The organism is Alphaproteobacteria bacterium, from assembly GCA_026400645.1.
Classification (GTDB): Bacteria; Pseudomonadota; Alphaproteobacteria; order Paracaedibacterales; family CAIULA01; genus JAPLOP01.
Genome location: JAPLOP010000004.1, coordinates 1 through 25,810 on the forward strand (window position 1 = coordinate 1; position 25,810 = coordinate 25,810).

15 protein-coding genes and 1 tRNA gene are annotated in these 25,810 nt (G+C 46.5%); 5 read left to right on the forward strand and 11 right to left on the reverse strand.

What is annotated here, in order from left to right:
* The 6 genes from NTX76_00390 to NTX76_00415 form a co-directional block, all read right to left on the reverse strand.
* A partial coding sequence (locus NTX76_00390; GenBank protein MCX7337731.1) for an ATP-binding cassette domain-containing protein occupies window positions 1–432 on the reverse strand: 432 nt, incomplete at its 3' end.
* Window positions 433–537: 105 nt separating this feature from the next.
* Complete coding sequence (locus NTX76_00395) at window positions 538–2,199, reverse strand: glycosyltransferase family 39 protein (protein ID MCX7337732.1); 1,662 nt, start codon at window positions 2,197–2,199, stop codon at window positions 538–540.
* A 151-nt stretch (window positions 2,200–2,350) separates the two neighbouring features.
* On the reverse strand, window positions 2,351–3,466 hold the full coding sequence (locus tag NTX76_00400; GenBank protein ID MCX7337733.1) for a phospholipase D-like domain-containing protein: 1,116 nt from the start codon (window positions 3,464–3,466) through the stop codon (window positions 2,351–2,353).
* A 38-nt stretch (window positions 3,467–3,504) separates the two neighbouring features.
* Window positions 3,505–4,935 carry a ribosome biogenesis GTPase Der gene (gene der, locus NTX76_00405; GenBank protein ID MCX7337734.1) on the reverse strand — a complete coding sequence of 477 codons (1,431 nt, stop codon included), beginning with the start codon at window positions 4,933–4,935 and terminating at the stop codon, window positions 3,505–3,507.
* A complete protein-coding gene (locus NTX76_00410; GenBank protein MCX7337735.1) occupies window positions 4,922–6,166 on the reverse strand; it encodes a PQQ-binding-like beta-propeller repeat protein in 1,245 nt (414 codons plus the stop codon). The genes der and NTX76_00410 overlap by 14 nt, the downstream gene beginning before the upstream one ends.
* 104 nt (window positions 6,167–6,270) lie before the next feature.
* On the reverse strand, window positions 6,271–6,969 hold the full coding sequence (locus NTX76_00415) for a tetratricopeptide repeat protein (GenBank protein MCX7337736.1): 699 nt from the start codon (window positions 6,967–6,969) through the stop codon (window positions 6,271–6,273).
* 184 nt (window positions 6,970–7,153) lie between these two features.
* On the opposite strand from NTX76_00415, the gene folE reads away from it, so the two are divergent.
* Window positions 7,154–7,750, forward strand: a complete 597-nt coding sequence (gene folE, locus NTX76_00420; GenBank protein ID MCX7337737.1) for a GTP cyclohydrolase I FolE — start codon at window positions 7,154–7,156, stop codon at window positions 7,748–7,750.
* A 226-nt stretch (window positions 7,751–7,976) separates the two neighbouring features.
* Here the strand turns inward: folE and NTX76_00425 are convergent, their stop codons facing one another.
* Window positions 7,977–8,702 (reverse strand): outer membrane beta-barrel protein, encoded by a 726-nt coding sequence (locus tag NTX76_00425; GenBank protein MCX7337738.1) that lies wholly within the window; start codon window positions 8,700–8,702, stop codon window positions 7,977–7,979.
* A 211-nt stretch (window positions 8,703–8,913) separates the two neighbouring features.
* Here NTX76_00425 and NTX76_00430 point away from each other — a divergent pair.
* Window positions 8,914–8,990 (forward strand) — tRNA-Arg (locus tag NTX76_00430).
* A 1,097-nt stretch (window positions 8,991–10,087) separates the two neighbouring features.
* Here NTX76_00430 and NTX76_00435 read toward each other — a convergent pair.
* Together NTX76_00435 and secA are read right to left on the reverse strand one after the other, a co-directional pair.
* Entirely contained in the window at window positions 10,088–10,693 is a 606-nt protein-coding gene (locus tag NTX76_00435; protein ID MCX7337739.1) for a shikimate kinase, read from the reverse strand.
* Window positions 10,694–10,767: 74 nt separating this feature from the next.
* A complete protein-coding gene (gene secA, locus NTX76_00440) occupies window positions 10,768–13,509 on the reverse strand; it encodes a preprotein translocase subunit SecA (protein MCX7337740.1) in 2,742 nt (913 codons plus the stop codon).
* A gap of 238 nt (window positions 13,510–13,747) precedes the next feature.
* Between secA and NTX76_00445 the strand changes: the two genes are divergently transcribed.
* The 3 genes from NTX76_00445 to addA all read left to right on the forward strand — a co-directional run bounded on the left by NTX76_00445 (window position 13,748) and on the right by addA (window position 21,489).
* Entirely contained in the window at window positions 13,748–15,586 is a 1,839-nt protein-coding gene (locus tag NTX76_00445) for a peptidylprolyl isomerase (GenBank protein ID MCX7337741.1), read from the forward strand.
* Window positions 15,587–15,656: 70 nt separating this feature from the next.
* Window positions 15,657–17,963 carry an NADP-dependent malic enzyme gene (locus tag NTX76_00450; GenBank protein ID MCX7337742.1) on the forward strand — a complete coding sequence of 769 codons (2,307 nt, stop codon included), beginning with the start codon at window positions 15,657–15,659 and terminating at the stop codon, window positions 17,961–17,963.
* A gap of 202 nt (window positions 17,964–18,165) precedes the next feature.
* Window positions 18,166–21,489: a double-strand break repair helicase AddA gene (gene addA, locus NTX76_00455; protein MCX7337743.1), complete on the forward strand. Its 3,324-nt coding sequence runs from the start codon at window positions 18,166–18,168 to the stop codon at window positions 21,487–21,489.
* Between the two features lie 25 nt (window positions 21,490–21,514).
* Here addA and NTX76_00460 read toward each other — a convergent pair whose 3' ends face one another.
* Together NTX76_00460 and NTX76_00465 are read right to left on the reverse strand one after the other, a co-directional pair.
* Window positions 21,515–24,142: a valine--tRNA ligase gene (locus tag NTX76_00460; GenBank protein MCX7337744.1), complete on the reverse strand. Its 2,628-nt coding sequence runs from the start codon at window positions 24,140–24,142 to the stop codon at window positions 21,515–21,517.
* 101 nt (window positions 24,143–24,243) lie between these two features.
* Complete coding sequence (locus NTX76_00465) at window positions 24,244–25,308, reverse strand: alpha/beta hydrolase (protein ID MCX7337745.1); 1,065 nt, start codon at window positions 25,306–25,308, stop codon at window positions 24,244–24,246.
* Window positions 25,309–25,810 lie beyond the last annotated feature (502 nt).

The following is a 25,810-nucleotide window of genomic DNA, read 5'->3' on the forward strand; positions in this document are numbered from 1 at the left end:
AAATTCATCACACAAAAGCAACTGCGATTCCGTGACCAATGCGCGCGCAATAGCAACGCGTTGACGTTGCCCCCCACTAAGCTGACTTGGGTATGAATCGCGCTTGGAGTACAGCCCCACCCGATCGAGAGTTTTGGTGATGCGCTGCTGATATTCAGCCGCATCCAAACCAAGGAGCTCTAGGGGAAGAGCCACATTTTCAAAAACTGTCCGCCGGCTGAGCAAATTAAACGATTGAAAAATAAACCCGATCTTTTGACGAACCTGACACAACGCATCATCAGTCATCTGCGTCAGATCATTGCCCCAAAAAAAGATATGACCATCATCGGGCGTTTCCAATCCATTAAGACACCGGAGCAAGGTGCTTTTCCCAGCGCCACTTTTTCCGATGATTCCAAGAATTGTCCCGCTTTCAACAGTCAGGGAGATATCTTTTAGGACGGATCAGGGAGATATCTTTTAGGACGGATTCTTGGCTGCCTTGAAAAGTTTTGCTGATTGATTCAATACAAAGAATGGGGCTGTGCATGATGATCAGTTCGGTTGAGTAAACAAGACATTTCCGTTGTCTTGTTTGATGATAGTACACTTGAAATCGGGCTGTCGTTGACAAAATTGATCCAACGCTGTTTTCCGCCCCACGGCCCAAATTTTCTGTTTCTGCCACAATTCCAAAAATGATGATTCCGGCATCATCCAGGAACGTGTATCCTCCACAAGGGTTCCAAATTCAAGCTCCCCCTTCGCCTCAACAACAACAACGGTTTGCTGGCTATAGACGGGCAAGTCCTGATAATACGACAAAAAGCTAACGATTTTATCGCCGGGTTGTTTTTGCAAAAGAAAAGTATCAACCAATGGTTTTATGGATGGCCGCTGAATGTGGGGAGAGGCAAATATCAAAACCACAGCCACAACAGCGCTAACACCAAAAATGGCGGCGAGTATAGTTTTTTGCGACATCCTGTGCCGCCGGATGGCAAGAACAATAAACAGTCCTGACACAAAGAAAGTCCCCCGAAGAAGATCGATATAGGGAACCAAGAATTCCTTTCCAATCAAAAGGGTTTGATCAACATACGGGGCAATGGATCCGGCCAAACTGCCAATTAAAAGGGTGATACCAACGCCATAAAAAATCCGGGGGCTGGTTTGTTTTTTTTGCCACAGGCCGCCAACCACACGCCCGATGAGCAACGCAACCGGGGGAAACAGGGGCAAAATATAGGGAATCAGCTTTGAGTTAGAGATCGAGAAAAATACAAATACCCAGCCAATCCAAATCAACAAGAAACTGTTCACAGAATGTGCGCGATCCCGATACGCACGCACCAATGCCGCCGGGACAAAGGCCGTCCAGGGCAAAAATCCAACAATCAAAATGGGGATAAAAAACCACATCGGCTGATACCGAAGATGCACCGTTGTGGTGTAACGCAAAAAATGCTCCACAATGAAATATTTGTGTGCAAATTCAGGATTCTTAAGGCTGACCAAAATGTGCCACGGGGCTGTAATCGCCAAAAATATCAAAAGCGCAGTTGGGATATAGGCCGGCAGAACGCGATGCCATTGCCGTGCCAGGGTCAGCCATATCAGGATCACAGGGCCAGGAACCGCTAGGGCCATAACACCCTTTGTCAACACACCAAGGGCGCAAGATGCAGCGAATGCGGAATACCATGCTCGTCGTTTGGGTCCAGCAGATGATTCAATGGCACGATAAAAACTGTACAAAGAAAGCGTCACAAGAATGCTGACCGGCATATCCAGCGTGATAAGACGCCCCAGGCTAAAATAAAGAACCGACCCCCCCAAAACAAGGGACGCCGTAATACCCGTTGTTCGATCAAAGCATGACCGCCCAAACGCATAGGTCGCAAGACAACCGATAACAGCAAACACAACAAGCCAAAGGCGCATGACCCCCTCGTGCAGGCCGAACGTTTTAATACTTGCAGCCTCTAGCCAATAGAGCAAGGGGGGCTTTTCAAAATATTTTACCCCATTCAGGCGCGGCGTTACATAATCGCCGGTTGCCACCATTTCACGCGGAATTTCTACGTATCGTGCCTCGTCAGGAGTGGCAAAGGGGCGATTGCCCAGCTGAAAACAAAACAGGATTGTAAAAATAAGCACAAGGATTGTTATGTCTTTGCGATAGTATTGTGTTTTTTTGGGCAGGCTCATCATCATACTCATTTTAATTTGGAAGCAAGGCTCTGGATGGCCACGTCGGACTTCGTCCTCCTCGCCATGACGATAATGATGTCATGGCGAGTGAGCAGAGCGAACGTGGCCATCCAGGGCCTTGCATTCTCAACAAGGATATTTTCTCACAAAAACTCTAATTTGACTGCGGCGATACAAGATTCCAATCTCGCCGTGTTTCTAGGGCTTTTTTTCGCCCCTCTTCCAGAGAAACCGCTTGTTGCTGATCGTCCTCAAATATTTCCACCATTTTTTCCACAATGGGACCCTGAATTAAAAGATTGACCTCTCGATTGTTATCAAGACACGGGGGTGACAAACTTGTCGTACCAACAAAAGCATATCGATCATCAACAATAACAGCTCGCGCATGCGCATAAAGATCCAAAATCAACCGCACATCTGCACCCGCAGCCTTTAATTGGTCTTGCGATACAGCATTAGGATCCTGCTTATCATACCCTATTGGATAGGGCATGATAATCACATCAACCTTTATGCCCTTTTCTTTTATAAGCCGCCCTATGACCTTTACAATTTCAGGATCATTTAAATATTGCTGATATAGCTTAATCGTTTTTTGCGCTGTCCTTAAAAAGGCAATAATTTTTTCCCTGTTATGATCGGGGCCAATAATGACAGAAGACAGGGGGGGCATGTCAGGAAAAAGTTCGTTATGGGCATCTTTCTCAAAAAGTCTTTCAAGAAGTGAAAATTCCCCCGGATGATCTTTTTTGCTAAAAGCAACCGCAAAATCACGACAGTGATCAAACGTTGTTTCATCAAAGTTTCCCGTAGTAATGATAAAACGCTTTGAATCAATCAGAATATAGCGCGCATGATAATGGCCGGTTGGATATCTTTCCTTCAGGTTGAGGGGACGTCCATAAACACGAACGCCTGCATCCAGCAAACGTTTCACTTGGGATTTTTGACTATTATCTTTGTTAAAATCATGTCGATAAGGATCTTCTTCCACAACAAGCTCAACCGTGACCCCGCTTTTGGCACGACCTATCAGGGAATCAACGATCGCCGTATCTTTGATCTGATACGCTGACATTTGAATAGTCTCTGTCGCTTGGTTGATTTCCTGGATAAGGGAATCCCGGGCCGATCGTCCATCATGTTTCGGATAGACAATAAGCCGGTCTGGTGTGATGTACCTTTGTTCCGCTGGGGATCGAGCCTCAGCAAACTGCCCCATGAAAACAACAAAAAACAGGAAAGCATTTTTACAAAAAATTGACATATCACATCCCCTTATGCCCATTCTAAAGTATTACCACCCTACGCGTACGGATTTTTACTGCTGCGGAAAGAAATTCGTATCGGAACCCCAGGAAGCTTAAAATCTTTTCGCATGGAATTCACCAAATACCGTTTATAGGAATCTGGAACCTCTGTTGCCTTGCTGCAAAAAATCAAAAAAGTCGGTGGACGCGTTTTGGCCTGGGTCATGTATTTCAAACGAATACGACGCCCTGATACGGTCGGTGGCGGATGCGCCGTAACGGTAAACTGCAGCCACTGGTTCATCTGACTTGTCGAAAATTTCTGATTCCAATTCTTGTCCGTTGCCAGAACGGCATTCATCAAATCGTCCAGATTATCCTTTTGAAGCGCCGAAATCGGCACACACGCGATGTCACGCGCCTGGGTCAAGTGATGATTTAATTGATGCTGGATGTGATCAAAAAGCTTTTCCTTGTCTTTGACCTTGTCCCATTTATTCAGGGCCAGGATAAGACCGCGCCCTTCCTCGATAACATCCGACGCCAGGCTTAGATCTTGCTTTTCAATTAAATGCTCTGCGTCGGTCGAGGCATCAATAACCAAGACAACCATTTCAGCATATTGAATGGTGCGCGTTGCATCCATAACGGCAAGTTTTTCCAATGATTCCTGAACACGACATTGCCGACGTATGCCAGCCGTATCAATCAGATGAATTTTCCGATTTTTGTATATCCAATCCAGGGTGATGGAATCCCGCGTAACCCCGGGCATATCAGCGGTTAATTGACGATCTTCACCCAGGAAACTGTTCACAAGCGTTGATTTACCAACGTTCGGACGCCCAATGATCGCCAGCTTTAAGGGTTTTTCAATGATGGGTTCATTTTTATCGGATTTTTTAAAGTCTTCCCAATACTGATCGTCATCATCGTCCATCGTCAGGGGAGGGAAATACGGGTATAAAGCCTGAACCAAATCAGCCATGCCCAAACCATGCTCCGCTGCAATCGGAATCACGTCGCCCAGGCCAAGACCAATCGCCTCCGCAATGCCATCCTGGCCGCGTTTGCTTTCTGTTTTATTGACCAACACCAAAATAGGCTTGCTATGACGACGCAATATAGTCGCCAATTCCTTTTCATAGGACGTGCAACCATCCTTGCCGTCGATCACAAACAATATAACATCGGCCTGGTGTATGGCTTGTATTGTTTGTTGCTTCATCCCCTCTGCCAACAGGGGGTTATCCTTTTGGGTAGTCGAATCCATCAGACCAGGTGTATCGACAATAGTAAATGTTAATCCCCCGAATTCGGCAAGCTCCTCGCGGCGATCGCGGGTTACACCAGGTTGATCATGGACCAACGCGCGTCGGTACCCAACAAGCCGATTAAACAGCGTTGATTTTCCGACGTTCGGGCGGCCAACGATCGCAATTGTCGGGATATGCCCATCAGGTATAGAGGCGTTATTTCCAGGCATGTAAATCAGCTTGATCCGTTAAAATGTACAATGTTTTATCAACTACTATGGGGGAAAACAGACCCGCCCCCTCAAACGTCAACGTCTTCGTGACCTTTCCATCGGCGCTGTTTAAAAACATCACCTCTCCGTTGGATCCGCTGAACGCAAGGTCTGCATTGACAACAACAGGACCCGCCCATGAAATGGCCGTTTTGTCGGATTCGGCCAGTTTTGGCAACGAAGCAGACGCCCAACGAATTTCACCCGTATGACGATCCAAACAAACGACATCCCCTTGGCTTGTCAAGACGAATAACCAGTTCCCCGCAACAGCTGGCGTGCGCACGCCGCCAATTTCTACCTGCCATTGACGTGCCCCTGTTTTGATATCAATCGCTGTCATGCGACCACCGTGACTGATTGTGAAAACTTGTCCACCGTCAACAACGGGACGGGCCTTAATGTGGGGGATACTAGAAACGGTATCGATCCTAAGGGCCGATGTTAATGTATCGGTCCACAGAACGTGTCCATTTTCAACCTGCAGAGCATAAATCTCGCCGGACGAATAGGCCACAATAACCATGTGATCAACAACGGCCGGATTTGCCCCACCCAACAAGGCTGCCTGTTCGGTGATACCAGCATGCATCCACAGATGACTTCCTGTTTTTGCATCAAGCGCATAAGTTTCATTATTAATGGTCACAACAAAAACGCGGCCATCTTTTACAGTTGGCGCAACGCGAATGGGACAGGCGATCTTTGTTTGCCATAAAACCTTGCCCGTTTTCGGATCCAAAGAAATGACTTCCCCAAACGATGTGGAGGCATATAAAACACCCCCACCAAAAACAACCCCCCCACCCAGGGCATCGGAATTACTGTCCTCTGGTTTCGTTTCCTGTTTCCAGATAACCTCGCCCTTTTGTGTATCAACGGCTGAAATCACACCCGTGGAATCCATTCCATAAGCAACACCATGATCAACGACGATGTTCGATAACAACCGCAAGCCATCATACGATCCGGATCCAATACCAACGCGCCATGCCTTTTCCAATTTTCCAGGAAGTGTCAAGGGGGGCATGGAATGACTTGGGTTACCACCCGCTTGCGCCCAACTTGTGTTGGTTATGGCCGGCGGAACCGTTACGGGCTGATGCAAAAGTTTGGGATTGGCCTGCAACGACTGATCCAGAGTAACGAAAGATTCTCTCTCTCCCGACAGAGGAGTTTTGTCTTTCATGTCACAGCCAGACAAAATGACAAGGCTGATAAAGCCCGCCAAACCTAATAAGGAAATTTTATTTCGCAGAAAATTATACACCAGTTTTTCTCACCAATTTCTTTCTATTTTGCGACTACTTGTCCGGCTAGGCTTTGCGACATGAGACGTGCCCTCTCTCGCATTTGTTCGGATGCCTTTGGATCCTGGGCCAAAGCCGTGAACAGGTCTACGGCTTCAGAAATCTGGCCATTTTTGTACAAAAGCAATGATTTTGTCTCCATAGCCAAACAGCGCCATGGGTTATCCTTATGAAGCAAAGGCTCCAGAATGTCAAGACATTGCTTCAGTTCACCTTTTTGCGTTGACTTAATAGTATCACTTTCCAGGTTGACCCAAAAAATACTAGCCAGGTCACAAAAAATCCGATCAATACTTTTGTCGTTTGCAATCAACCGATAAGTTTCTTTTGCCTTTGCAATATTTTCAGCAGTTCCATCCTTTGCCAGGGCGGCAGCCGAAACAAATTGCGCCAGAAAAGCATACCCTTTGTGGGAACGTTTTGATAACGCGTCCATAACACCAACGGCTTCGTTCAGTTTGCCGTCTTCTAAAAGCTGCTGCGCGCCCACAAAATGTTCTGATATCAATTCATTCTGCTTGACCTTGTGATTTTGCCAGATCATATAACCGTTGGCAAAAGCCAGAACAGCAATAGCCACGCCAATGACAATTTTGCCATAGTCTTTCCAAAGCTTTTGCAGCTTTTCTTGTCGGATATCGCCTTCGATCTCTTCCAAAAATTCGTCAAATTTTTCAGCCATAAATCACCAAAGTCCTTTTAAGCCCGGTCACATGAATTCGCATATCTAGTCGTCACTATAGCAATACTGACAAGATTTCAATATAAAAAAATTTGGATTAACAGCAAAAAGATAGGCTATTGATTCCCCGCATCATTGTGATAGGATTTTCCCTTGATAATACCATCAAAGAAATTCGGAAACCATGACAGCATCACCAACAAAAAAAGAAGCCGAACAAGCCGTCAGAACCTTGATTGCCTGGGCTGGCGACAACCCCGATCGCGAAGGGTTACGAGAAACACCCGATCGGGTAACACGGGCGTTCGCTGAATATTTTTCCGGATACGGCATTGACCCCAGCGATTATTTGCAAAAAACCTTCGAGGAAGCCTCCGGTTATGACGAAATCGTTCTGCTGCGTGATATTCGATTCGAATCCTTTTGCGAACACCACATGGCCCCCATGGTAGGCGTTGCCCACGTTGCCTACCTTCCTGACAAGCGCATCGTTGGCATCAGCAAATTGGCCAGGGTTGTTGATTTGTTTGCCAAAAGGTTGCAAATTCAAGAAAAACTAACGGCCGAAATAGCCGACACAATCGATTCCGTTCTGCGACCTTTGGGCGTTGCCGTCGTGATTGAGGCTGTCCACAGCTGCATGACAACGCGGGGCGTTCACAAAGCCGGGGCAACCATGATCACATCCAGGGTTACGGGCGTGCTAAAAACAGATCCCCAGCTGCGTCAGGAAGTTTTAAACATGATCCGCAATAACACCGGAGGGTGTCGTTTTGTCTAAGGCAAAAGCCCGACGACCCAATCCGAAAGGCGTCCCGAGCTCATGAGGATTTATTGACAATGACCTAACGCCCCCATGCATGTAGGTATAAAATCCCCCAGATCAAGAGCCTGAGGGATTTTGGTAAAAATTAACGCTTAAATCTGAGTTCGATATAATAAGCCAACAAAACCCCAGCAAAAACAAGTCTCCCTATGGCTTGACCATAGGGTCGTCGAGCTGGGGCTTAAAAATTATAAGACACGCCAATTTTAATAGTATGGGCGTTGTATTTTACATTTTGCCTATCGGTGGAAGCAGCTGTCCCGGCTCCGTATGAACCTGCTTGGGACATTTTTGCGCCAAAGTTATAATTGTATTCTAAGCGAGCAGAAATGGCGCCATAACTTTTTTCGATCCCAAGACCAGGGACAACCACAAAAGTGTTTTGGCTTTTTATGAAATTCTGACTGGGTGCATAGCCGGTATCCCCAACATAGTGGTGTTCGATCTTATCGCGACTGTATTCCACCATGACTTTTCCATAAGCCAACCATGAATCACAAAAAACAGCGCCGAACCTTGGTCCCATTCCAAAGGCCAATCCGCGCTTGTAACTTCCTTTAAAGGACCACGACTGATTGTCGCTAGGTGATGCTGCTTTGTATTGATTCGGCGTACTTGTGTTGTCATCGTGAACGGTGGCTTCTAGGCCCAAATAATAGCCACTCATGTTCTGGCCGTATCCACCCATTACGCCATACATCATACCGTTCTTTTTTTGCTTGCTTGACGCATTATTGATGTAATTGGCGACTGCGCCAGGCCCTGTGTAATCTTCTGACAATCCAAAGGTTGCGGTTCGTTGCGTATATCCGGTTTGCGCCCCCAGGTAAAAACCATTGAATGATTCTGCGTGGACTGCATGGGCGGATATTCCAGTTAATAAGGTTGCCAGTAATACTTTCTTCATTACATTCTCTCCATAAAATCTATTAATTTCTATACATATATAGCGTGACATTCCCTGGTTCGTTATAATACGAAAATCACGTGCATGATGATGATTTTTGATTCTATGCTGTGACTTGTTTGCAACGTGAACAATGTCTTGGATTACGCAGGCGCATCCGTCATGACGATGGACAGCAACCACAAAATGACCTAGGATACAAGTCAAACGTGTTCCCGTAGCTCAGCCGGATAGAGCGCAGGATTCCTAATCCTGAGGCCGTGGGTTCGAATCCCGCCGGGAACGCCATAAAAAATCCACAACAGCATCGGCTGTCATGGGATGCACCAGACATCCTTTTCCAATGCCGCGCGGCAAGATAAACGCAATTTGTCCGTGCTGGTTCTTTTTGTCTTTTTGTAGATACCCGATGAAATGCGCTTGGTTTTCCACGGGTGGCAAATAATCGTGGTAATTTACAGGCAAACCAAAACGAACTAACAGATCTCTGACTCTGGCAGCATCGGCATGTGAGCAAAAATTATTGCACGCTGCCAAATCATAGGCTGCGCAGATCCCAAGTGCCACAGCCTCGCCATGCAGCAGCCCCCCTTGCAGCCCATCCAGCCCCTCGAACCCATGGGCGAATGTATGGCCAAGATTCAAGAAACACCGCGTCCCTTTTTGAGTTTCGAACCAATCATCGCCAATGATATCGATCTTTAACAAAGAACTTTCATAAACAAGGGGGTGCAGGGCATCAAAATCATTTAAAAGCCCCGGATTGGCATTTTCTAATCTTTCGAAAAGACCCAGATCCTGTATCAAGGCATGCTTGATAAGTTCGGAAAATCCTGACCGGATGTGGGAAATTGGCAACGTTCGCAATAAATCGACATCTGTTATCACAACCGTTGAAAAATGAAAGCTGCCCAAAAGGTTTTTGCCACTTTTTAGGTTGATCCCTGTTTTTCCACCAATCGCGCTATCGACTTGGGCAATCAATGTTGTTGGGATAAAAAACCAGTCAAGACCACGCAACAAAATACTGGCGACAAAACCAACTAAATCGCCAATGACTCCCCCACCGATTGCAAGGATGGCGGTTTGTCGGTCAGCAAACTGAACGATTTCCGCGACAAGAGCATCAAGTGTAGCAATGGTTTTGCTTTGTTCACCACCCTGAATGGGAATGATATGGGCTTGGATGTTTAGGGCGGCGAATTGGTCCAGCAGCGGCTGCCTGTAGTCAGACAAAAGGCACTGGTCGATAACGATGATAATTTTTTTAGCCCGCAAAAACGGCAAGATTAATTCCGCACATTTTTCCAGCAGACCCTGCCCAACCACAACATGATGCTGTTGGTTGGTGGGACAATAGGTCAGTCGCCTGAATGAATCTGGTATCAAACTGACTTTAAAACATAACTGTGAGGGTAATGCAGGCGAACAAAATCACTAATCCCCTGTATAACACGCTCTACTGTAGTATTTGTTGGTTCGTCCAGGGTTTCAATATGAATATCGGATTCCGAATAAACGGGATACCTTTCAGCGATTAAGGCCTCCAAAACTTCGCGATGATTTCCATCAGCCAGCAGCGGTCGATCGCTTCGGCGTGAAACGCGCGCAACGAGGGTATCCAAATCCGCATTCAACCAAACTGAAATCGTTTTTTCTTTGATTGCTCCTCTGGTTTCCTCGTTCAGGAATGAACCGCCTCCGGTTGCCAGAATGTGCGTCGGTAAATCAAGCAAGCGCATGATCACCTTATGTTCGCCGCTCCGCAGGGCTTCTTCTCCATAGATGGTATAAATCTCTTTTATGGGGCAACCTGCTGCTGCTTCTACTTCATGATCGGAATCATAAAAGGACAATTCAAGGCGCTTGGCCAAACGGCGCCCAATACTTGTTTTCCCGCATCCCATCAAGCCCACCAAAACGATCGTTTTCGGCGGCATAAAACTTATGGTTGGTGCGTGTGTACGCGAACTAAAAGAATGTGTTTTCATACTTAATACGATACCTGAAAGTTTCCTTAACAACAACTAGTTAACGCATTGCCCAAAATTGGAATGGCTTACCCCTATTTAAAGCTTCCATGGCAATTTTTATATTTTTTGTCAGACCCACACGGACACAAGGAATTCCGAAGGACCCGCCCCCATGTTGCCGGATCTTTGGGGTCGTGCTCTGCGACAGATTTTTTTCTTGCTTTGGCTGGACGTGCGGCCAGTTCTTCAATCGCGGACTCTTCTTTTGACCATCCCCCATCAATATCGGGGGTTAACTCATCCAGGCCACTAAAATCAACACTAGGCGTTAGAACGCTTTCAACCGTACGATCCGCTGGAATTTGCAATTCAAAATGGGACAGAACGGAAATGAATTCCTCTTTCAATCGGCCCATCATCACCTGGAAAAGATTAAAGGCTTCGCGCTTGTATTCATTCAATGGATTGCTTTGCGCATATGCCCGAAGGTTAATCCCCTGACGCAAATGATCCAGGCTTAACAAATGATCTTTCCATGATTGATCAAGCAACCGAAGCAGCAGGCTCTTTTCGCCAAAGCGAATCATGTCGTGCCCATATTTCTCTTCTTTTTCTGCACTGTGTTGGTCGGCCAATCGCGTGATTCTTTTGGTGATCTCAGCCTCTGACAGGCCATCCTCGTCAGCCCAGTCCTTAACGGGCAGGTTTAAAGCAAACAACCGCATCCCTTCGGCATGGAGTCCGTCGAGATTCCATTGTTCTGGCATGGAATTCTCGGGGATATGAATTTTAACACACGTTTCAATGATTTCTTCTTTGATTTCCTGAACCATCTCAGAGATATCTTCAGCCTGCATCAATTCCCGCCTTTGTTCGTAAACGATTTTGCGTTGATCGTTCATCACATCATCATAACGAAGCAGGTGTTTACGGATATCAAAGTTACGGGCCTCGACCTTTTGTTGGGCACGCTCTAGCGCTTTGCTGATCCACCCATGGGAAATTGCTTCCCCTTCTTGGACACCAAGCTTTCGAAGCATAGAATCCAACCGTTCGGATCCAAAAATCCGCATCAAATCATCCTCCAGGGATATAAAGAATTTGGATGCACCCGGATCCCCCTGGCGACCGGATCGTCCCCGCAGCTGGTTGTCGATGCGCCGGCTTTCATGCCGTTCTGTTCCGATGACATAAAGGCCACCGGCTTCCAAAACAACTTTTTGATCTGCCGCGATCTCTTCCTTGATTTTTTCAATTTTTTTATCACGATCACGACCGGATTCAGCAACGCCAACGTCTTTTTGAATGCGCATTTCCAAATTACCACCCAGCTTGATGTCGGTACCACGACCAGCCATATTGGTTGCAATCGTAATCGCCCCCGAACAACCCGCATCAGCAATGATTAGGGCCTCTTGTTCATGGTAACGCGCGTTTAAAACCTGGAACGGTATTTTCTCCTTTTGCAAAAAGGCAGAAAAAAATTCAGATTTTTCAATGCTGGTGGTTCCAACTAATACCGGCTGCTTACGGGCATGGCATTCCTTGATTTGACCAAGAACTGCATCGTATTTCTCTTTCGCTGTTAAATAAACCTCGTCATCACCATCAATACGCGCCACATGCACGTTCGGCGGAACCTCGATCGCACGCAGATTGTAAATTTCTTCGAACTCAGCGGCTTCTGTAACGGATGATCCGGACATGCCGGCTATCTTTGGATAGAGCCTGAAAAAGTTTTGGTATGTAATAGACGCCAGCGTCTGGTTTTCCATTTCAATTGTGACATGTTCTTTTGCTTCTAATGCCTGATGCAGGCCATCAGAATAGCGGCGCCCCTCCATCATGCGTCCTGTGAATTCATCAATCAGGATAACCTGATCATCCTTAACAATGTAATCCACGTCACGGGCATATATTTTATGGGCACGCAAAGCTGAATTCACATGATGGACAATATTGATGTTTTGAACATCATAAAGGCCGCTTCCTGTGATTAATCCCCGTTCAAACAAAAGACTTTCAAGCTTTTCAACGCCAGGCTCTGTCAAGGTTACAGACCGCTGTTTTTCATCCTTTTCAAAGTCATCCGCCGTCAAAAAAGGAATCAGTTCATCAATGTTTGCATACAATGTGGATGAATTTTCAGCGGGGCCAGAAATAATCAATGGCGTCCTGGCTTCATCAATCAAAATACTGTCTACTTCATCAACAAGCGCATAATGAAAGGGTCGCATGACCATATCGTCCATGCGGAATTTCATATTATCGCGCAAATAGTCAAACCCAAATTCATGGTTTGTTCCATATGTCACGTCGGCCGCGTAAGCTTCACGCCTTTGGGAATCGCTCAGGCCATGCACAATGCAACCGACCTTAAGGCCCAAAAATTCATAGATTGCCCCCATCCATTCGGAATCGCGTTTGGCCAAATAATCATTGATTGTAACAAGGTGAACCCCCTGCCCCGTTAAGGCATTCAGATAAACAGGAAGGGTCGCAACTAACGTTTTCCCCTCGCCAGTTTTCATTTCGGCAATCATGCAATGATGCAGAACTTGACCACCAATCAATTGGACATCAAATGGCCGCAATCCAAGAACGCGTTTCGAGGCTTCTCTGACGGTGGCAAAAGCCTCCACCAAAATATCATCAACCGTTTCCCCATTTTTTAGACGTTCCTTGAACCAACCGGTGCGTTCCTGAAGTTGTGCATCCGTTAAAGAAACCAGAGATGGCTCTAGTTCGCCAATCTGTCTTGCAACCTTTTCATATTTTTTAACGACTCGATCATTTGCAGAGCCAAATATTTTTTTAAGCGCACTAGAAAACATCACGAATCCTCAAGAAATAACTGTGTGGTACAAAACGTTACGAAAAAAAATGTAAAATAAAAACTGGAAATCTAGTAAAGTGACCTTACATGTAAGATATAGAGTACAGAAAAAAACAGAAACTTTCCAGACGTTTTCGTTTTTCCGCTCAAAAAGGAGGATAATGACGTCTAAAGGCTTGATAAATTCTGCATTTTATCGTACTCAAAAAGTAACGTTTTTTATAAAGGATTCTTTTATGACCCGCATCTCTACGGTTGCCCTTGCTACACGCCTGGCGTTGGTTTTGGCTTTGTCGACCTCCCTTAGTGTTGCCGATGAACCGAAAATTGCTACCCTGACCCCTGTTGCCGCAGAGGCTCAAAAAACCCCAGACAAACTTGATGCCACCAAAGTAGTTGGTGAATTTCCAGACGGCACAAAAGTCACCCTAGGGCAGGTTCTGGACAGCTATAAAACTTTGCCACCTCAACTTAAAGATGTTGCCTTGGACAAGGTTTACGAGGCCCTTTTGAACCGCCTTGTTGATATGAAGTTGGTTTTGGATGCCTCTATCAAGGCTGGCCTGGACAAAGATTCGGATGTTACAAAGCGGATCGCAGAAGCACAAGAAGCCCTTGTTCAAAAAGGATACCTTGATAAGGAAATTGCAAAACTGATCACAGATTCTACCCTGCAGGAAAAATATCAAGAACTGCTTAAAATGATGCCCCAGGGCCAAATAGAAGTTAAGCTGAGCCACATTTTGGTCAAGACAAAACAAGAAGCTGAAGTCGTTCTAAAAGATCTAAAGTCAGGCAAAAAATTTGAAGAGATGGCTAAATCGAAATCCATTGATCCACAAACAAAAGATATAGGCGGGGAATTGGGTTTTGTGCGCAAAGGGGACTTGCCAAAAGAAGCCGCTGATTCTGTATTTAAAACGGCAAAGGGTGCACTTGTTTCCGAACCAATCAGCATGGGCGAAATGGGCTATAGCGTATTGCGTGTTGATGAGAAACGTCCGGTAGATCCACCAAAGTTTGAAGAGGTAAAGGCAGATATTCAAAAAGCTGTTGCCCCTGAATTTGCTGTTAAGGTGATCGAAAAGATCCGAAAAGACGCCAACGTTAAAAAGTTCGGTCTGGATGGCAAGCCTTTGGTTGAGAAAACTGATGCTGAAAAGAAAGCACAAGAAGACGAAGCCAAAAAAGATGGCCCCAAAAAAGACGAAAAGCCATCGGTTGATGTAGAAAAGCTAGATTCTGCCATGGTGGTTGCTGAGTTTACCAATGGTGAAAAAGTTACCCTTGGTCAAATTAAGGACAGCGTCAAAACACTACCCCCCCAGTTACGGGCAGCGCCATTTGATAAAATTTACGAACCGCTCCTCAACAGAATGATTGACATGAAATTGATTTCTGAGGTGGCCCGTAAAGACGGTCTAGACAAGGATTCGGCTGTTTTGAAGAAAATGGACGAGGCTAAGAATGCTCTGATTCAAAAAGGTTATCTTGATAAAGAGGTTGCAAAGCTTATTACAGCCGAAATGGTTAAGGATAAATACACAGAGCTGCTCAAATTGTTACCAAAGGACGAAATGGAAATTCGGTTGCGTCATATCCTCGTGAAAACAAAGAAAGAAGCCGATGAGATCATGAAAGAATTAAAGTCCGGCGGAAAGTTTGACGAAATCGCCAAAACAAAGTCAGCCGATGACCAAACAAAGGTAAGTGGCGGTGATCTTGGATACGTTAAAAAAGCAGACCTACCAAAGGAATTTGGCGAAGCTGTCTTTAAAGCGGCCAAGGCAACGCTTTTGCCAGAACCCGTTAATTTGGGAGAGATGGGCTTTAGCGTTGTGCGCGTAGAAGACAAGCGCCCGGTAGAGCCACCACAGTTGGAAGAAGTCAAAGGCGAGATTGTTCGTTTGTTGTCCATTGAACAAGCCGGAAAAGTGATCGAAGGTCTGCGCAAAGACGTCACTGTTAAAAAATTCGATATGGAGGGCAAACCCCTGGTCGAAAAAACAGAAGAACAGAAAAAAGCAGATGCTGAACTTTTGAAAAAATCACTAGAAGCCAAAACAAAAGGATAGTTTCCAAGACCATCACCGGTGTGATATTCTGTTTGCACCGGTGACTCTTAACTGCTTTGGTTTATTCTTTATGCCCCGCGACGTCTACAATCAATCCCTCGATTATCATCGAAAAAAACCCCATGGAAAAATATCCGTCACCCCAACGAAACCGTTGGCGGATAATCATGACATGCTTTTGGCGTATACGCCCGGCGTTGCCGAACCTTGTCGTCTGATTGCCGATGACCCATCGCAGGCGGCAGAACTGACATCACGATCCAATTTAATAGCCGTTATCACCAATGGAACAGCTGTCCTTGGTTTGGGCGATATTGGCCCCTTGGCTGCCAAACCCGTTATGGAGGGGAAAGCGGTTCTTTTTAAGAAATTCGCCGGTGTTGACGCGTTTGATATCGAAATCAGCGAAAATGATCCCGATCGTTTGGTAGATATCATCGCATCACTGGAACCAACCTTTGGTGGGATTAATCTGGAGGATATCAAGGCCCCAGAATGTTTTTATATCGAAAGAAAACTCAAAGAAAAACTTAAGATTCCCGTTTTTCACGATGATCAGCACGGAACCGCGATCATTGTTGGGGCCGCCATATTGAACGGCCTGCAACTGATTGGAAAAAAAATCGAATCGGTTCGGCTGGTCACATCTGGTGCTGGCGCAGCGGCTATGGCTTGTCTGGATCTTTTGCTTGATCTTGGCATGAAACGTGAAAACGTGATCGTTTGCGATAGCAAGGGCGTGCTTCATAAAGAACGCAAAGACTCCCTGGACAACAGCAAACTGCTTTATACACAAGACACCCCCCATCGAACATTAGCCGATGCCATGGATGGTGCCGATGTTTTCTTGGGCGTTTCCAAAGCTGGTGTTGTGACCCCCGAAATGGTTCGAACGATGGCCCCCAACCCGTTGATTTTGGCCCTAGCCAACCCAGAACCCGAAATTTTACCAACCGCTGTGCAATCCGTTCGTGCGGATGCAATTATTGCAACGGGCCGTTCCGATTTTCCAAACCAGGTCAATAATGTTCTGTGTTTTCCATATATGTTCCGCGGAGCCTTAGACGTTGGGGCAACGGTCATCAACCAAGCCATGAAAATCGCGTGCGTTCATGCGATTGCAAAATTGGCCCGGGCCGAAAGCTCCGATGTTGTGTCCAAAGCATACAATGGCGAAATCCATCGATTCGGCCCCGATCACATCATTCCGAAACCATTTGATCCCCGCTTGCTGGTAGAGGTCGCCTATGCCGTAGCCGAAGCCGCCATGGAAACAGGCGTTGCCACACGTCCCATCAAAGACATGGCGGCGTATCGCGAATCCCTGAATGCGTTTGGATGTCAATCAAGCCTGGTTATGCGACCCGTTTTCGCCCAGGCCAAAAAGAAAGCAGACAGACCGATTCGATTGGTCCTTGCCGAAGGCGAAGACGAGCGCGTCCTGCAAGCGGCGCAAATATTGTGTGACGAGGGTATGGGAAAACCAATCCTGGTGGGTCGCCCCGATATTATCGCACGTCGTATTACAACGCTGAGCCTGCGATTGGTGCAGGGGGAGGATTTCGACGTTGTCGATCCCAATCATGATCCCCGGTATCACACATACTGGACAACCTATCATCACCTTGTGGAACGCAAGGGGATTTCGCCCGATGTGGCTAAAGCCCTTGTCCGCACAAACACAACAATCATTGCGGCGCTGATGGTTCACTTGGGTGATGCAGATGCAATGATTTGCGGGACAATCGGACGTTATGTTGATCATTTTCGGCACATCAAAAAAATCCTGGGCGTTAATCCGGAATTTGGCCAATGTGCGTCACTGTGTCCGTTGGTTTTGGATAGCGGCCCCCTGTTCATTTGTGACCCCTATGTGAACATTGACCCAACAGCAGAACAATTGGTTGCGATGACATTATTGTCGGCCCAACAAGTACGTCGTTTTGGTTTGGTGCCAAAGGTGGCACTGGTTTCCCATTCGAATTTTGGGTCATCCCGTTCCGAATCAGCCCGAAAAATGCAACGGGCCCTGGCTTTATTGCAAAAGGAAGCCCCTGATTTAGAGGTGGAAGGGGAAATGCATGCGGATGTGGCCCTTTGCCCCGATATTCGTCAGAAGATTTTTCCCAATTCCCGCCTTCAGGGAGCAGCGAACCTTTTGATCATGCCGAACATAGAGGCTGCCAATATTGCCTATAATATGGCCAAGGCATTTGGGAGCCAGCTTAGCATCGGACCCATTCTGATGGGGGTCAACAACACGGCCCACATTTTGACGGCATCCGCCCCGGTCAGAAGCATCGTCAATATGGCATCCCTTGCGATCGTCGATGTACAGGAACGTTTGATTAATGGGCATGTGGCAAAAGGCCGATGAACTGATTGTGTTTTATGAATTATGGATCAGTGTTTCCTGGATGGCCACACTCTCTTCGTTCGTTCGCCATGACGTCCTGTACGAGTAGGGCGAAGCCCGATGGGACCATCCAGGCCTTAAGACACTAGGTGCAATAAGGGTTTTGGCAGGAAGTTACGTCGAACTGAGGTTAGAATAATATCATTTTCCAAAAAAATATCCAATGGCACAAGAATCAACATCACCCCAACACCTAGCCAGCGATCCCACAATCAGTTGTTGGGTTGGGGCCTCTGCGGGTACCGGAAAAACAAAGGTTCTGATCGATCGTTTTTTAAAGATACTGCTGCGTGGATTCAGCCCGGATAGCATCCTGTGCCTCACATTTACAAAAGCGGCCGCGATTGAAATGCATGAACGCCTGTTGGCAAAGTTGCAAGGCTGGGCCATTGCAGATACAGATTCTGTGCTTTTGGATCTGTCGGCCCTGTTGGGTTGTGTGCCCGACGAGGATACAGTCAATCGTGCCAAGGGATTGTTTCTTCAAACGCTTAATTCGGTTGAAGGTGTCAAGATCCAAACAATCCACAGCTTTTGCCAGGATTTATTGAAAAGTTTCCCCCTAGAGGCTGGAATTGATCCAGGGTCCACCATCCTTGACGAAGAGGAGGCCACCCGGCTTTTGAGCAAAGCGCAACATGCGGTTCTCGAGAGGAACCCCCCCTCGTTAGAATATGTTGTCCGGCGAATGTCTGATTTCAGGTTTGAGGAGCTTCTTCAAAGTCTGCAAAATCAACGGGGGCAATTTGGTCGATTTTTGTCACGATATCCCGAACCTGATTCATACAAAAAAGTTTTGGCCGCGCATTTGAAATATGATGATTTGGCACAAAACGACCCTACCCTAGGCCATCCAATTTGGGGACAAGTTTGTAAAGTCTTGGCTGAAAGTGGAACAGCGACCGATCAAAACAATGCGACCCTTTTGCAGAAATCCCTGGAATTCGGAGTGGATCACAGTGCCATTTTCCTGACCAAAGATGGGCAAATTCGAAAAACGCTGGCAAGTAAAGCGATTCGGACCAACCATCCCATCCTTTATGAGGCCATGGTCCGAGAGGCTGACCGGCTTTTCGCCGCCATTCAAAACCAAAAAAACAAAGCAATTATCGATACGACCCTGGCATTTATTGAATTAGCCCAAGCGATTTTTCAGGGTTATGCGGACGAAAAACGCCAATATGGCTTTCTGGATTTTGAGGATCTGATAGCCATGACAGGGTCTTTCCTGCGGGGGGATGGAGCGCGCAAAGTGTTCAAGGATGGTCACCTCCTGGATCATATTCTGGTGGACGAAGCCCAAGACACCAGCCCCGATCAATGGCACATTATTCATTTATTGGTGGGTGCGCTTTTATCCCGGGATCAGCCGCGTCGTACTTTATTTATCGTTGGGGATATTAAACAGTCTATTTATAGTTTTCAGGGGGCCAAGCCGAAATTATTTGCTAGCTTGCGGCCTTTTTTCCAGGAACAAATCAATGCCCTGGATCAACATTGGCGCGTCGTAGATTTGCAAATCTCATATCGGACGACGCCAGCAATTTTGGCCCTTGTTGATCATGTGTTTGATCGGTACCCAAAGGGTGTTTGTTTTTTTGAGGAGAGGATTACCCATGCGGCCTATCGGGATCAGGATCCCGGCGTGGTGGAACTACAACCCCTGATTCCCCTGTCAGAGGAGGCAGAAAAGGCAGAAATTGAGCCGTGGCCCCTTCCCATACTGCAGCTGGAGGCGAATTCTCAGGTTTCCAGATTGGCCGTACAAATCGCCCAAAAAATTAAGGCCTTACTTGATTCGCACGATGTTTTGCCCAGCACAAAACACCGAATTCAGCCAAAGGATATCCTGATCCTGGTTCGGAAACGATCGGAACTGATTCCCCTTTTATTGCAACAATTGAAAAGGATGGACATCCCCGTCGCGGGCGTCGATCGCCTTTTGTTGCGTAATCATATTGCTGTGCAGGACCTGATTGCCCTTGGCCGGTTTTTATGTTTGCCGGATGATGATTACAGCTTGGCCTGTGTTTTAAAAAGCCCCCTGATTAACGCGGGGATGGGCATAACGGAGGAGGATTTATTCGTGCTTTGTCATGAACGGCCCGGTAGTCTTTGGCAATCACTGACGACTAATGCTGCCCGTTTTCAAAACGCTTATGATTTTTTGAGCGCCTTATTAGCCAGGGCTGATGTTGAAACCCCCCATTCCCTATACCAGAGCATTCTACACCAAACGACGGGGTATTTTATCGCCCGCCTGGGGGAGGATTGCCAGGATATTCTCAATGAATTTCTGCAAATGGCATTTACGTTCGGTGTTCAAAAAAACCCCATTCTGCAAACGTTTATTCAGTATATAAGCACACTAGAAACACAGGTAAAGCGGAATTTATCGTCTGTTTCCCTGAACCAAATACGCGTTATGACCGTTCATGGATCAAAGGGTCTGCAAGCGCCGATTGTGATCATTGCGGATAGCACAGACAAGATAACCTTGATAAAGGAGCCGTTTTTATGGCTGGACGAGCCATTCCTATTTTTGTTAAAACCAAGCCAAAGTCAAGAAACGGATGGCATTCGTCAGATGAAGGATGATGCGTTGGAAAAATTGGAGGAGGAGCATCGTCGTTTGTTATATGTGGCCCTCACCCGCCCTCAGGATCGTTTGTACATTTTCGGATCGGAAAAGAAAAATACGGAGGAATCATGGTATGACGTTGTTCGAGAATCGTTGAAAATTCTGGGGGAGCCGATGGCCGACGGTGGGTGGCAGTATCGGACTATGGAAACAGATTCTGGGGGAACTGATACTGGGACAGAAAAAGAATTGATCATCCCTGTGTTGTCTGTACCTGAGTGGCTTTTTGAAGGGGGTATTTCCCACAAAATTAATAAACAGAAGGATGTGGATGGTCCCATCGGACTTCGTCCTCCTCGCCATGACGTCATGGCGAACGAGCGGAGCGAGTGTGGCCATCCAGAAATATATCTCTCTATTGATCACACAGAAAAACACGACAACCCAAGACAGCGAGGAATACTCATTCATAAGCTGTTCGAAATCCTTCCCAAATGCCAGGGGCGCGATTTATACCAAGTGGCCGAAGCCTTGGTTCGCCGTCAAAAGCAAGCCCATCTTTTGCTGGAGGATGACATTGACAAGGTTGTCGCGATCATCACGCATCCGGATTATCATCTATTTTTTGGGGATCAATCATTGGCCGAGGTACAGATTGCGGGTGCCGGTTTTGAGGGTCGGATTGATCGACTGCAGATTGATCGACTGTGTATTGATCCGGATACTATTTATATTCTTGATTACAAAACAACCCCCAATCCCCCGCTGAGGACGGAGGATGTTTCGAATGTTTACCGAGATCAGCTTAAAAAATATGCCAATGCCTTGCGGGCCCTTTATCAAAATCGCAGCATTCGCACATTTTTATTGTGGACCGAAGGCCCACACTTGATGGAGATTACTTGAATGCCGAACCAAGCAAGCTGCTCTATTATCCCTGCCAATTCTCCAGAATAAATTGTAGTTTGCTGACTTCCTGTTGTTTCACGCCACACAGATCTACATCGTCTTGCCATTGATCGGGTTTGGCTTGTTTATAGGCTGTGTTTTGTAGCTTTTTATCAAGATGCTGCAGCTCCTTGGATAGGGTTGCTTGCTTGTTCGTTAGAATCGCATGCGCCGCCGGCAAATCAATCAATCCACCAAGTTTCAAGAAAAAGGTGTTATCCCCAATGACAAAGGGAACGCCCTCGGCCTTTGATACCTTACTCTGCTGAACCTCCCCAAGGCGGGCAAGATGGCAAACCCAGGAAAGATGTCCCTCCAGCACTGTCCAATCTGCCGCTGCCCCATGAAACACCATTGGGATTTTTAAATTCGGAGCAATATTGAGCAATCCCCGCAATGACCGCGCCTCTGTGACGATAGAAATTGCCCAGCTGATTTCTGCCCCATCAGTCTTTGCAGTCCTGTGGATGGGCCATTGTGTCGCCATCAAAAGCGTTGGCGCCGTTGGGTAAAATTCCGCCCACAAGTGTTCCGTAATGGATGGAATAAACGGATGGGCGATCTTAAGAAACTCCATCAACACCCACGTGGCCGTTTGTCGTGTTTCCTGCTTGGCATCATCAGGCACACCATCGCCCAGGCAGGGTTTCAAACATTCGACGTAAATATCGCAGTATGTTCCCCACAGGAATTGATAAACGGCCTGTGCTGCCAAGTCATATCGATAGTGTTCCAAAAATGCATGAACTTGGGCCCCAAGATCGATGGTTTTTGCCACAATCCATTGATTCAGAGATGACTGAACAGTATCAGGATCGAAATCTGGATCGAAAGAACAGTCATTCATTTGTAAAAACCGGGCAGAATTCCAAAGCTTTGTGATGAAATTTCGATACCCTTCGACACGGGATTCGCCCAATTTAACATCACGCCCCGGGGCCGCCAATGCTGCCAGCGTGAAACGCAACGCATCGGATCCATATTTGTCGATGATGTACAGGGGATCAACAATGTTGCCCTTTGATTTGGACATTTTTTGCCCTTTTTCATCGCGAACCAACGCATGGATATACACCGTTCTAAAAGGCACATCCCCCATGAAATGAAGACCCATCATCATCATGCGGGCAACCCAGAAAAAAATAATATCAAACCCGGTCACCAATACATCCGTTGGATAATAGCGGGCCAATTCTGGGGTTTCATCGGGCCAACCCAGCGTGGAAAATGGCCATAATGCGGATGAAAACCACGTATCCAAAACATCTGAATCACGGGTCAGATCAACGTCTTTTCCATAATGTGCGGTTGCGTTGGATTGCGCATCTTGGGCGGTTTCAGCCACAAAAACAGCGCCATCAGGACCGTACCAAACGGGAATTTGATGTCCCCACCACAACTGACGTGATATGCACCAGGGTTGGATGTTCCGGAGCCATTCATAATACGTTGCCGTCCATTGTTCCGGCATGAAACAGGTTCGGCCATCCTCCACGGCTTTAAGGGCGGGACCCGCCAATGTTTTCGCATCCACAAACCATTGGTCCGTCAGCCATGGTTGAATACGCACACCCGATCGATCGCCATAAGGAACCATATGGGTGATGGATTCTGTTTTAACCAGCAATTCTTGTTCTTCTAGCTGAGACAGAACTTTGGCGCGGGCATCCTTTTCATTGAGGCCTTGGAATTCCATAGGGACACAATCGTTCAAATGCGCATCGTCCGTCAGAATATTCATAATTTCAAGCTGATGCCGCTGACCCACAGCAAAATCGTTAAAATCATGACCCGGAGTAATTTTAACAGCGCCGCTTCCTTTTGTTGGGTCACAATAGTCGTCGGCAATAATGGGGATCATCCGATTGGTCAGGGGAAGGTGAACAAATTTTCCAACCAGCGATTGATACCGTTCGTCGTCCGGGTGAACGGCAACCGCCATATCCCCAAACAACGTTTCTGGGCGCGTTGTGGCAACGACAATGCCATCCTCTGGATTGTCAACAAAGGGATACCGTATGTGCCACAAGCTTCCTTTTGTTTCGTGATTGATCACCTCGACATCAGAAATGGCCGTTTTAAAATGAGGATCCCAGTTGACCAGTCTTTTGTCTTTATATATCAGGCCCTGTTTATGGAGCTCCACAAACACTTTAGTTACAGCTTTTGATAGCCCCTCATCCATTGTGAATCGTGATCGCGCCCAATCTGGGGAAATCCCCAGGCGGCGTTGCTGTTCCACAATGGTGTTACCGGATGTTTCTTTCCATGCCCATACTTTTTCTAGGAATTTTTCCCGACCCAATTGTTGGCGCGTTATGCCATCTTTTGCCAGTTCACGTTCCACAACCATCTGTGTTGCGATACCTGCGTGGTCTGTTCCGGGTTGCCACAGCACATCAAACCCGCATTGGCGTTTAAATCGAGCCAAAACATCCTGCAATGTATAGGTAAGCGCATGCCCCAAATGCAGGCTACCCGTCACGTTCGGGGGCGGCATCATGATGGTATAGCGCGGGCGGGGCGATGTCGGATCAGCCACAAAGTGGGATTCAGATTTCTGATAAACAGCGGATTCAAAAGATTTGGGGTCGAAATTTTTGTCGAGCATGTTACACAAATAAATAAGGCTGGATGAAGTTCCTTGAACTATAGCGTATCAGTCGTCATTTCTTCAAAAGGAAAATCCCAGGGGATGAAAAATTGCCGATCTTATTCTACTTTTACTTGTCTTTTATGCCAAAATTTACGGGGGAGTTTGTGTAAAAAATGCGAAATACGCGTTTCTTTTTTCTTGTCATAATTTAATGTAAATTCGGCCGAAAAAGGATCGCCCCAGAAATGCAAAAGCGCGCCCGTTATAATATCATCGAAATAGTGTTTTGAGATAACATGCCCCATCCCATAAATGATGATCCTTTTTGCATTGGGAATGATACGGGCCAAAGCACGGGCATGCTTGACCGGGATAATGGGATCACGAGACCCATGAATAACCATGGTTGGTCGTCGTATTCTTTCGCTGTGGATATGAATTGGCCCCTTGCGGATGGCACGTCCGTGGTTAATAAAATTGGATGTGGCCGTCAATTTCCCATGGGAGCTTCTGTGTTCATAAATAGCATTCCTTAATTCAGCATATTCCGCTGGATCAAAAGGGGTTTTTTCACCGTTGCAAACTTTTGCTATTTCGACGTATTGACGAGCCTCTCGAGATTCATAACCCACGGGATCAATAGGGGTTGGGCGGGATGCAATGGATTTTATGACCTTTAAAGCTTTTAGATTCCTTATGGATTTTAAATCTCTTACGGTCTTGCGCTTTGGTCCCGGAAGTCTTAGCCATGCTGTTCCGATGCCCAGTCCCGCCAGAAGCTGTGGCCTGAAATCGAGTGTCGTCGACAAAAGGGTCAAGGTTTTAATACGATGAGGAAACTGAATGGTTAGCAGTTGAGAAATAAAACCACCCATTGACATACCAACAATGTGGGCTTTTTTAACCCCATAGGAATCAAGAATACAGATAGCATCCTTTGCCAGGTCAGCCAGACGATAGGGGTTTCGGCGATAATTAACAAAACTGGATAAACCTGAATCCCGTTGATCGTACCGGATCACATGATATCCGCTAGCGGCCAAAATTTCACAAAATGACACGTTCCAGGCTACGCCACTGCCCCCAATTCCCCGTATCAGCAAAACGGTTTGGTTGGATGCATCCCCAAAATCCTCCACCCACAGGGAGATATCTCCATTTTCAACAAACTTTTCGGACATCTACTTTTTTGCGCTTAGTATGGCTTTTTAATAGAATAACGCAAATAGAGTAAAGGAATCGTTAATGTTAATTCGAAAATCAATGGCATTCGGTTAATGAAATAGCATGAGCTCCCTTCCAAATAACACCTCACGTCATCCCGTGACCCATGTATTCCGTTGTGGATCCCATGGTCAAGCCCATGGGTATCTACACAAGTATGAGATTATGCCAACCCGAGTTCGACATAAGAGCCGTATCAAAACAGGACCCACCGTAGTTTTCCTCCGGCTTGACCGGAGGATCCAATTGATAAAGATCAATTTCTTTCTCTGGACCCTATGGTCAAGCCCATAGACATCTACACAAGTATGAAGTTATCAGGGCAATGGCCTAGAAATCAATGATATTAATCCCATTTATTTCCAAAAATCCAAAAAAGTCTAAAGATGCTTTATATAGTGTATTTTTAATATTTTTCATTTTAAGCGCTCTCAACTTATTTAATCCTATATCAATGCA

What these genes read in the sequence shown, in the direction of transcription:
- NTX76_00395 (MCX7337732.1), bottom strand. Translation starts at nt 2,199, where the DNA reads ATGATGATGAGCCTGCCCAAAAAAACACAATACTATCGCAAAGACATA.
- NTX76_00400 (MCX7337733.1), bottom strand. Translation starts at nt 3,466, where the DNA reads ATGTCAATTTTTTGTAAAAATGCTTTCCTGTTTTTTGTTGTTTTCATG.
- der (MCX7337734.1), bottom strand. Translation starts at nt 4,935, where the DNA reads ATGCCTGGAAATAACGCCTCTATACCTGATGGGCATATCCCGACAATT.
- NTX76_00410 (MCX7337735.1), bottom strand. Translation starts at nt 6,166, where the DNA reads ATGAAAGACAAAACTCCTCTGTCGGGAGAGAGAGAATCTTTCGTTACT.
- NTX76_00415 (MCX7337736.1), bottom strand. Translation starts at nt 6,969, where the DNA reads ATGGCTGAAAAATTTGACGAATTTTTGGAAGAGATCGAAGGCGATATC.
- folE (MCX7337737.1), top strand. Translation starts at nt 7,154, where the DNA reads ATGACAGCATCACCAACAAAAAAAGAAGCCGAACAAGCCGTCAGAACC.
- NTX76_00425 (MCX7337738.1), bottom strand. Translation starts at nt 8,702, where the DNA reads ATGAAGAAAGTATTACTGGCAACCTTATTAACTGGAATATCCGCCCAT.
- NTX76_00435 (MCX7337739.1), bottom strand. Translation starts at nt 10,693, where the DNA reads ATGAAAACACATTCTTTTAGTTCGCGTACACACGCACCAACCATAAGT.
- secA (MCX7337740.1), bottom strand. Translation starts at nt 13,509, where the DNA reads ATGTTTTCTAGTGCGCTTAAAAAAATATTTGGCTCTGCAAATGATCGA.
- NTX76_00445 (MCX7337741.1), top strand. Translation starts at nt 13,748, where the DNA reads ATGACCCGCATCTCTACGGTTGCCCTTGCTACACGCCTGGCGTTGGTT.
- NTX76_00450 (MCX7337742.1), top strand. Translation starts at nt 15,657, where the DNA reads ATGCCCCGCGACGTCTACAATCAATCCCTCGATTATCATCGAAAAAAA.
- addA (MCX7337743.1), top strand. Translation starts at nt 18,166, where the DNA reads ATGGCACAAGAATCAACATCACCCCAACACCTAGCCAGCGATCCCACA.
- NTX76_00460 (MCX7337744.1), bottom strand. Translation starts at nt 24,142, where the DNA reads ATGCTCGACAAAAATTTCGACCCCAAATCTTTTGAATCCGCTGTTTAT.
- NTX76_00465 (MCX7337745.1), bottom strand. Translation starts at nt 25,308, where the DNA reads ATGTCCGAAAAGTTTGTTGAAAATGGAGATATCTCCCTGTGGGTGGAG.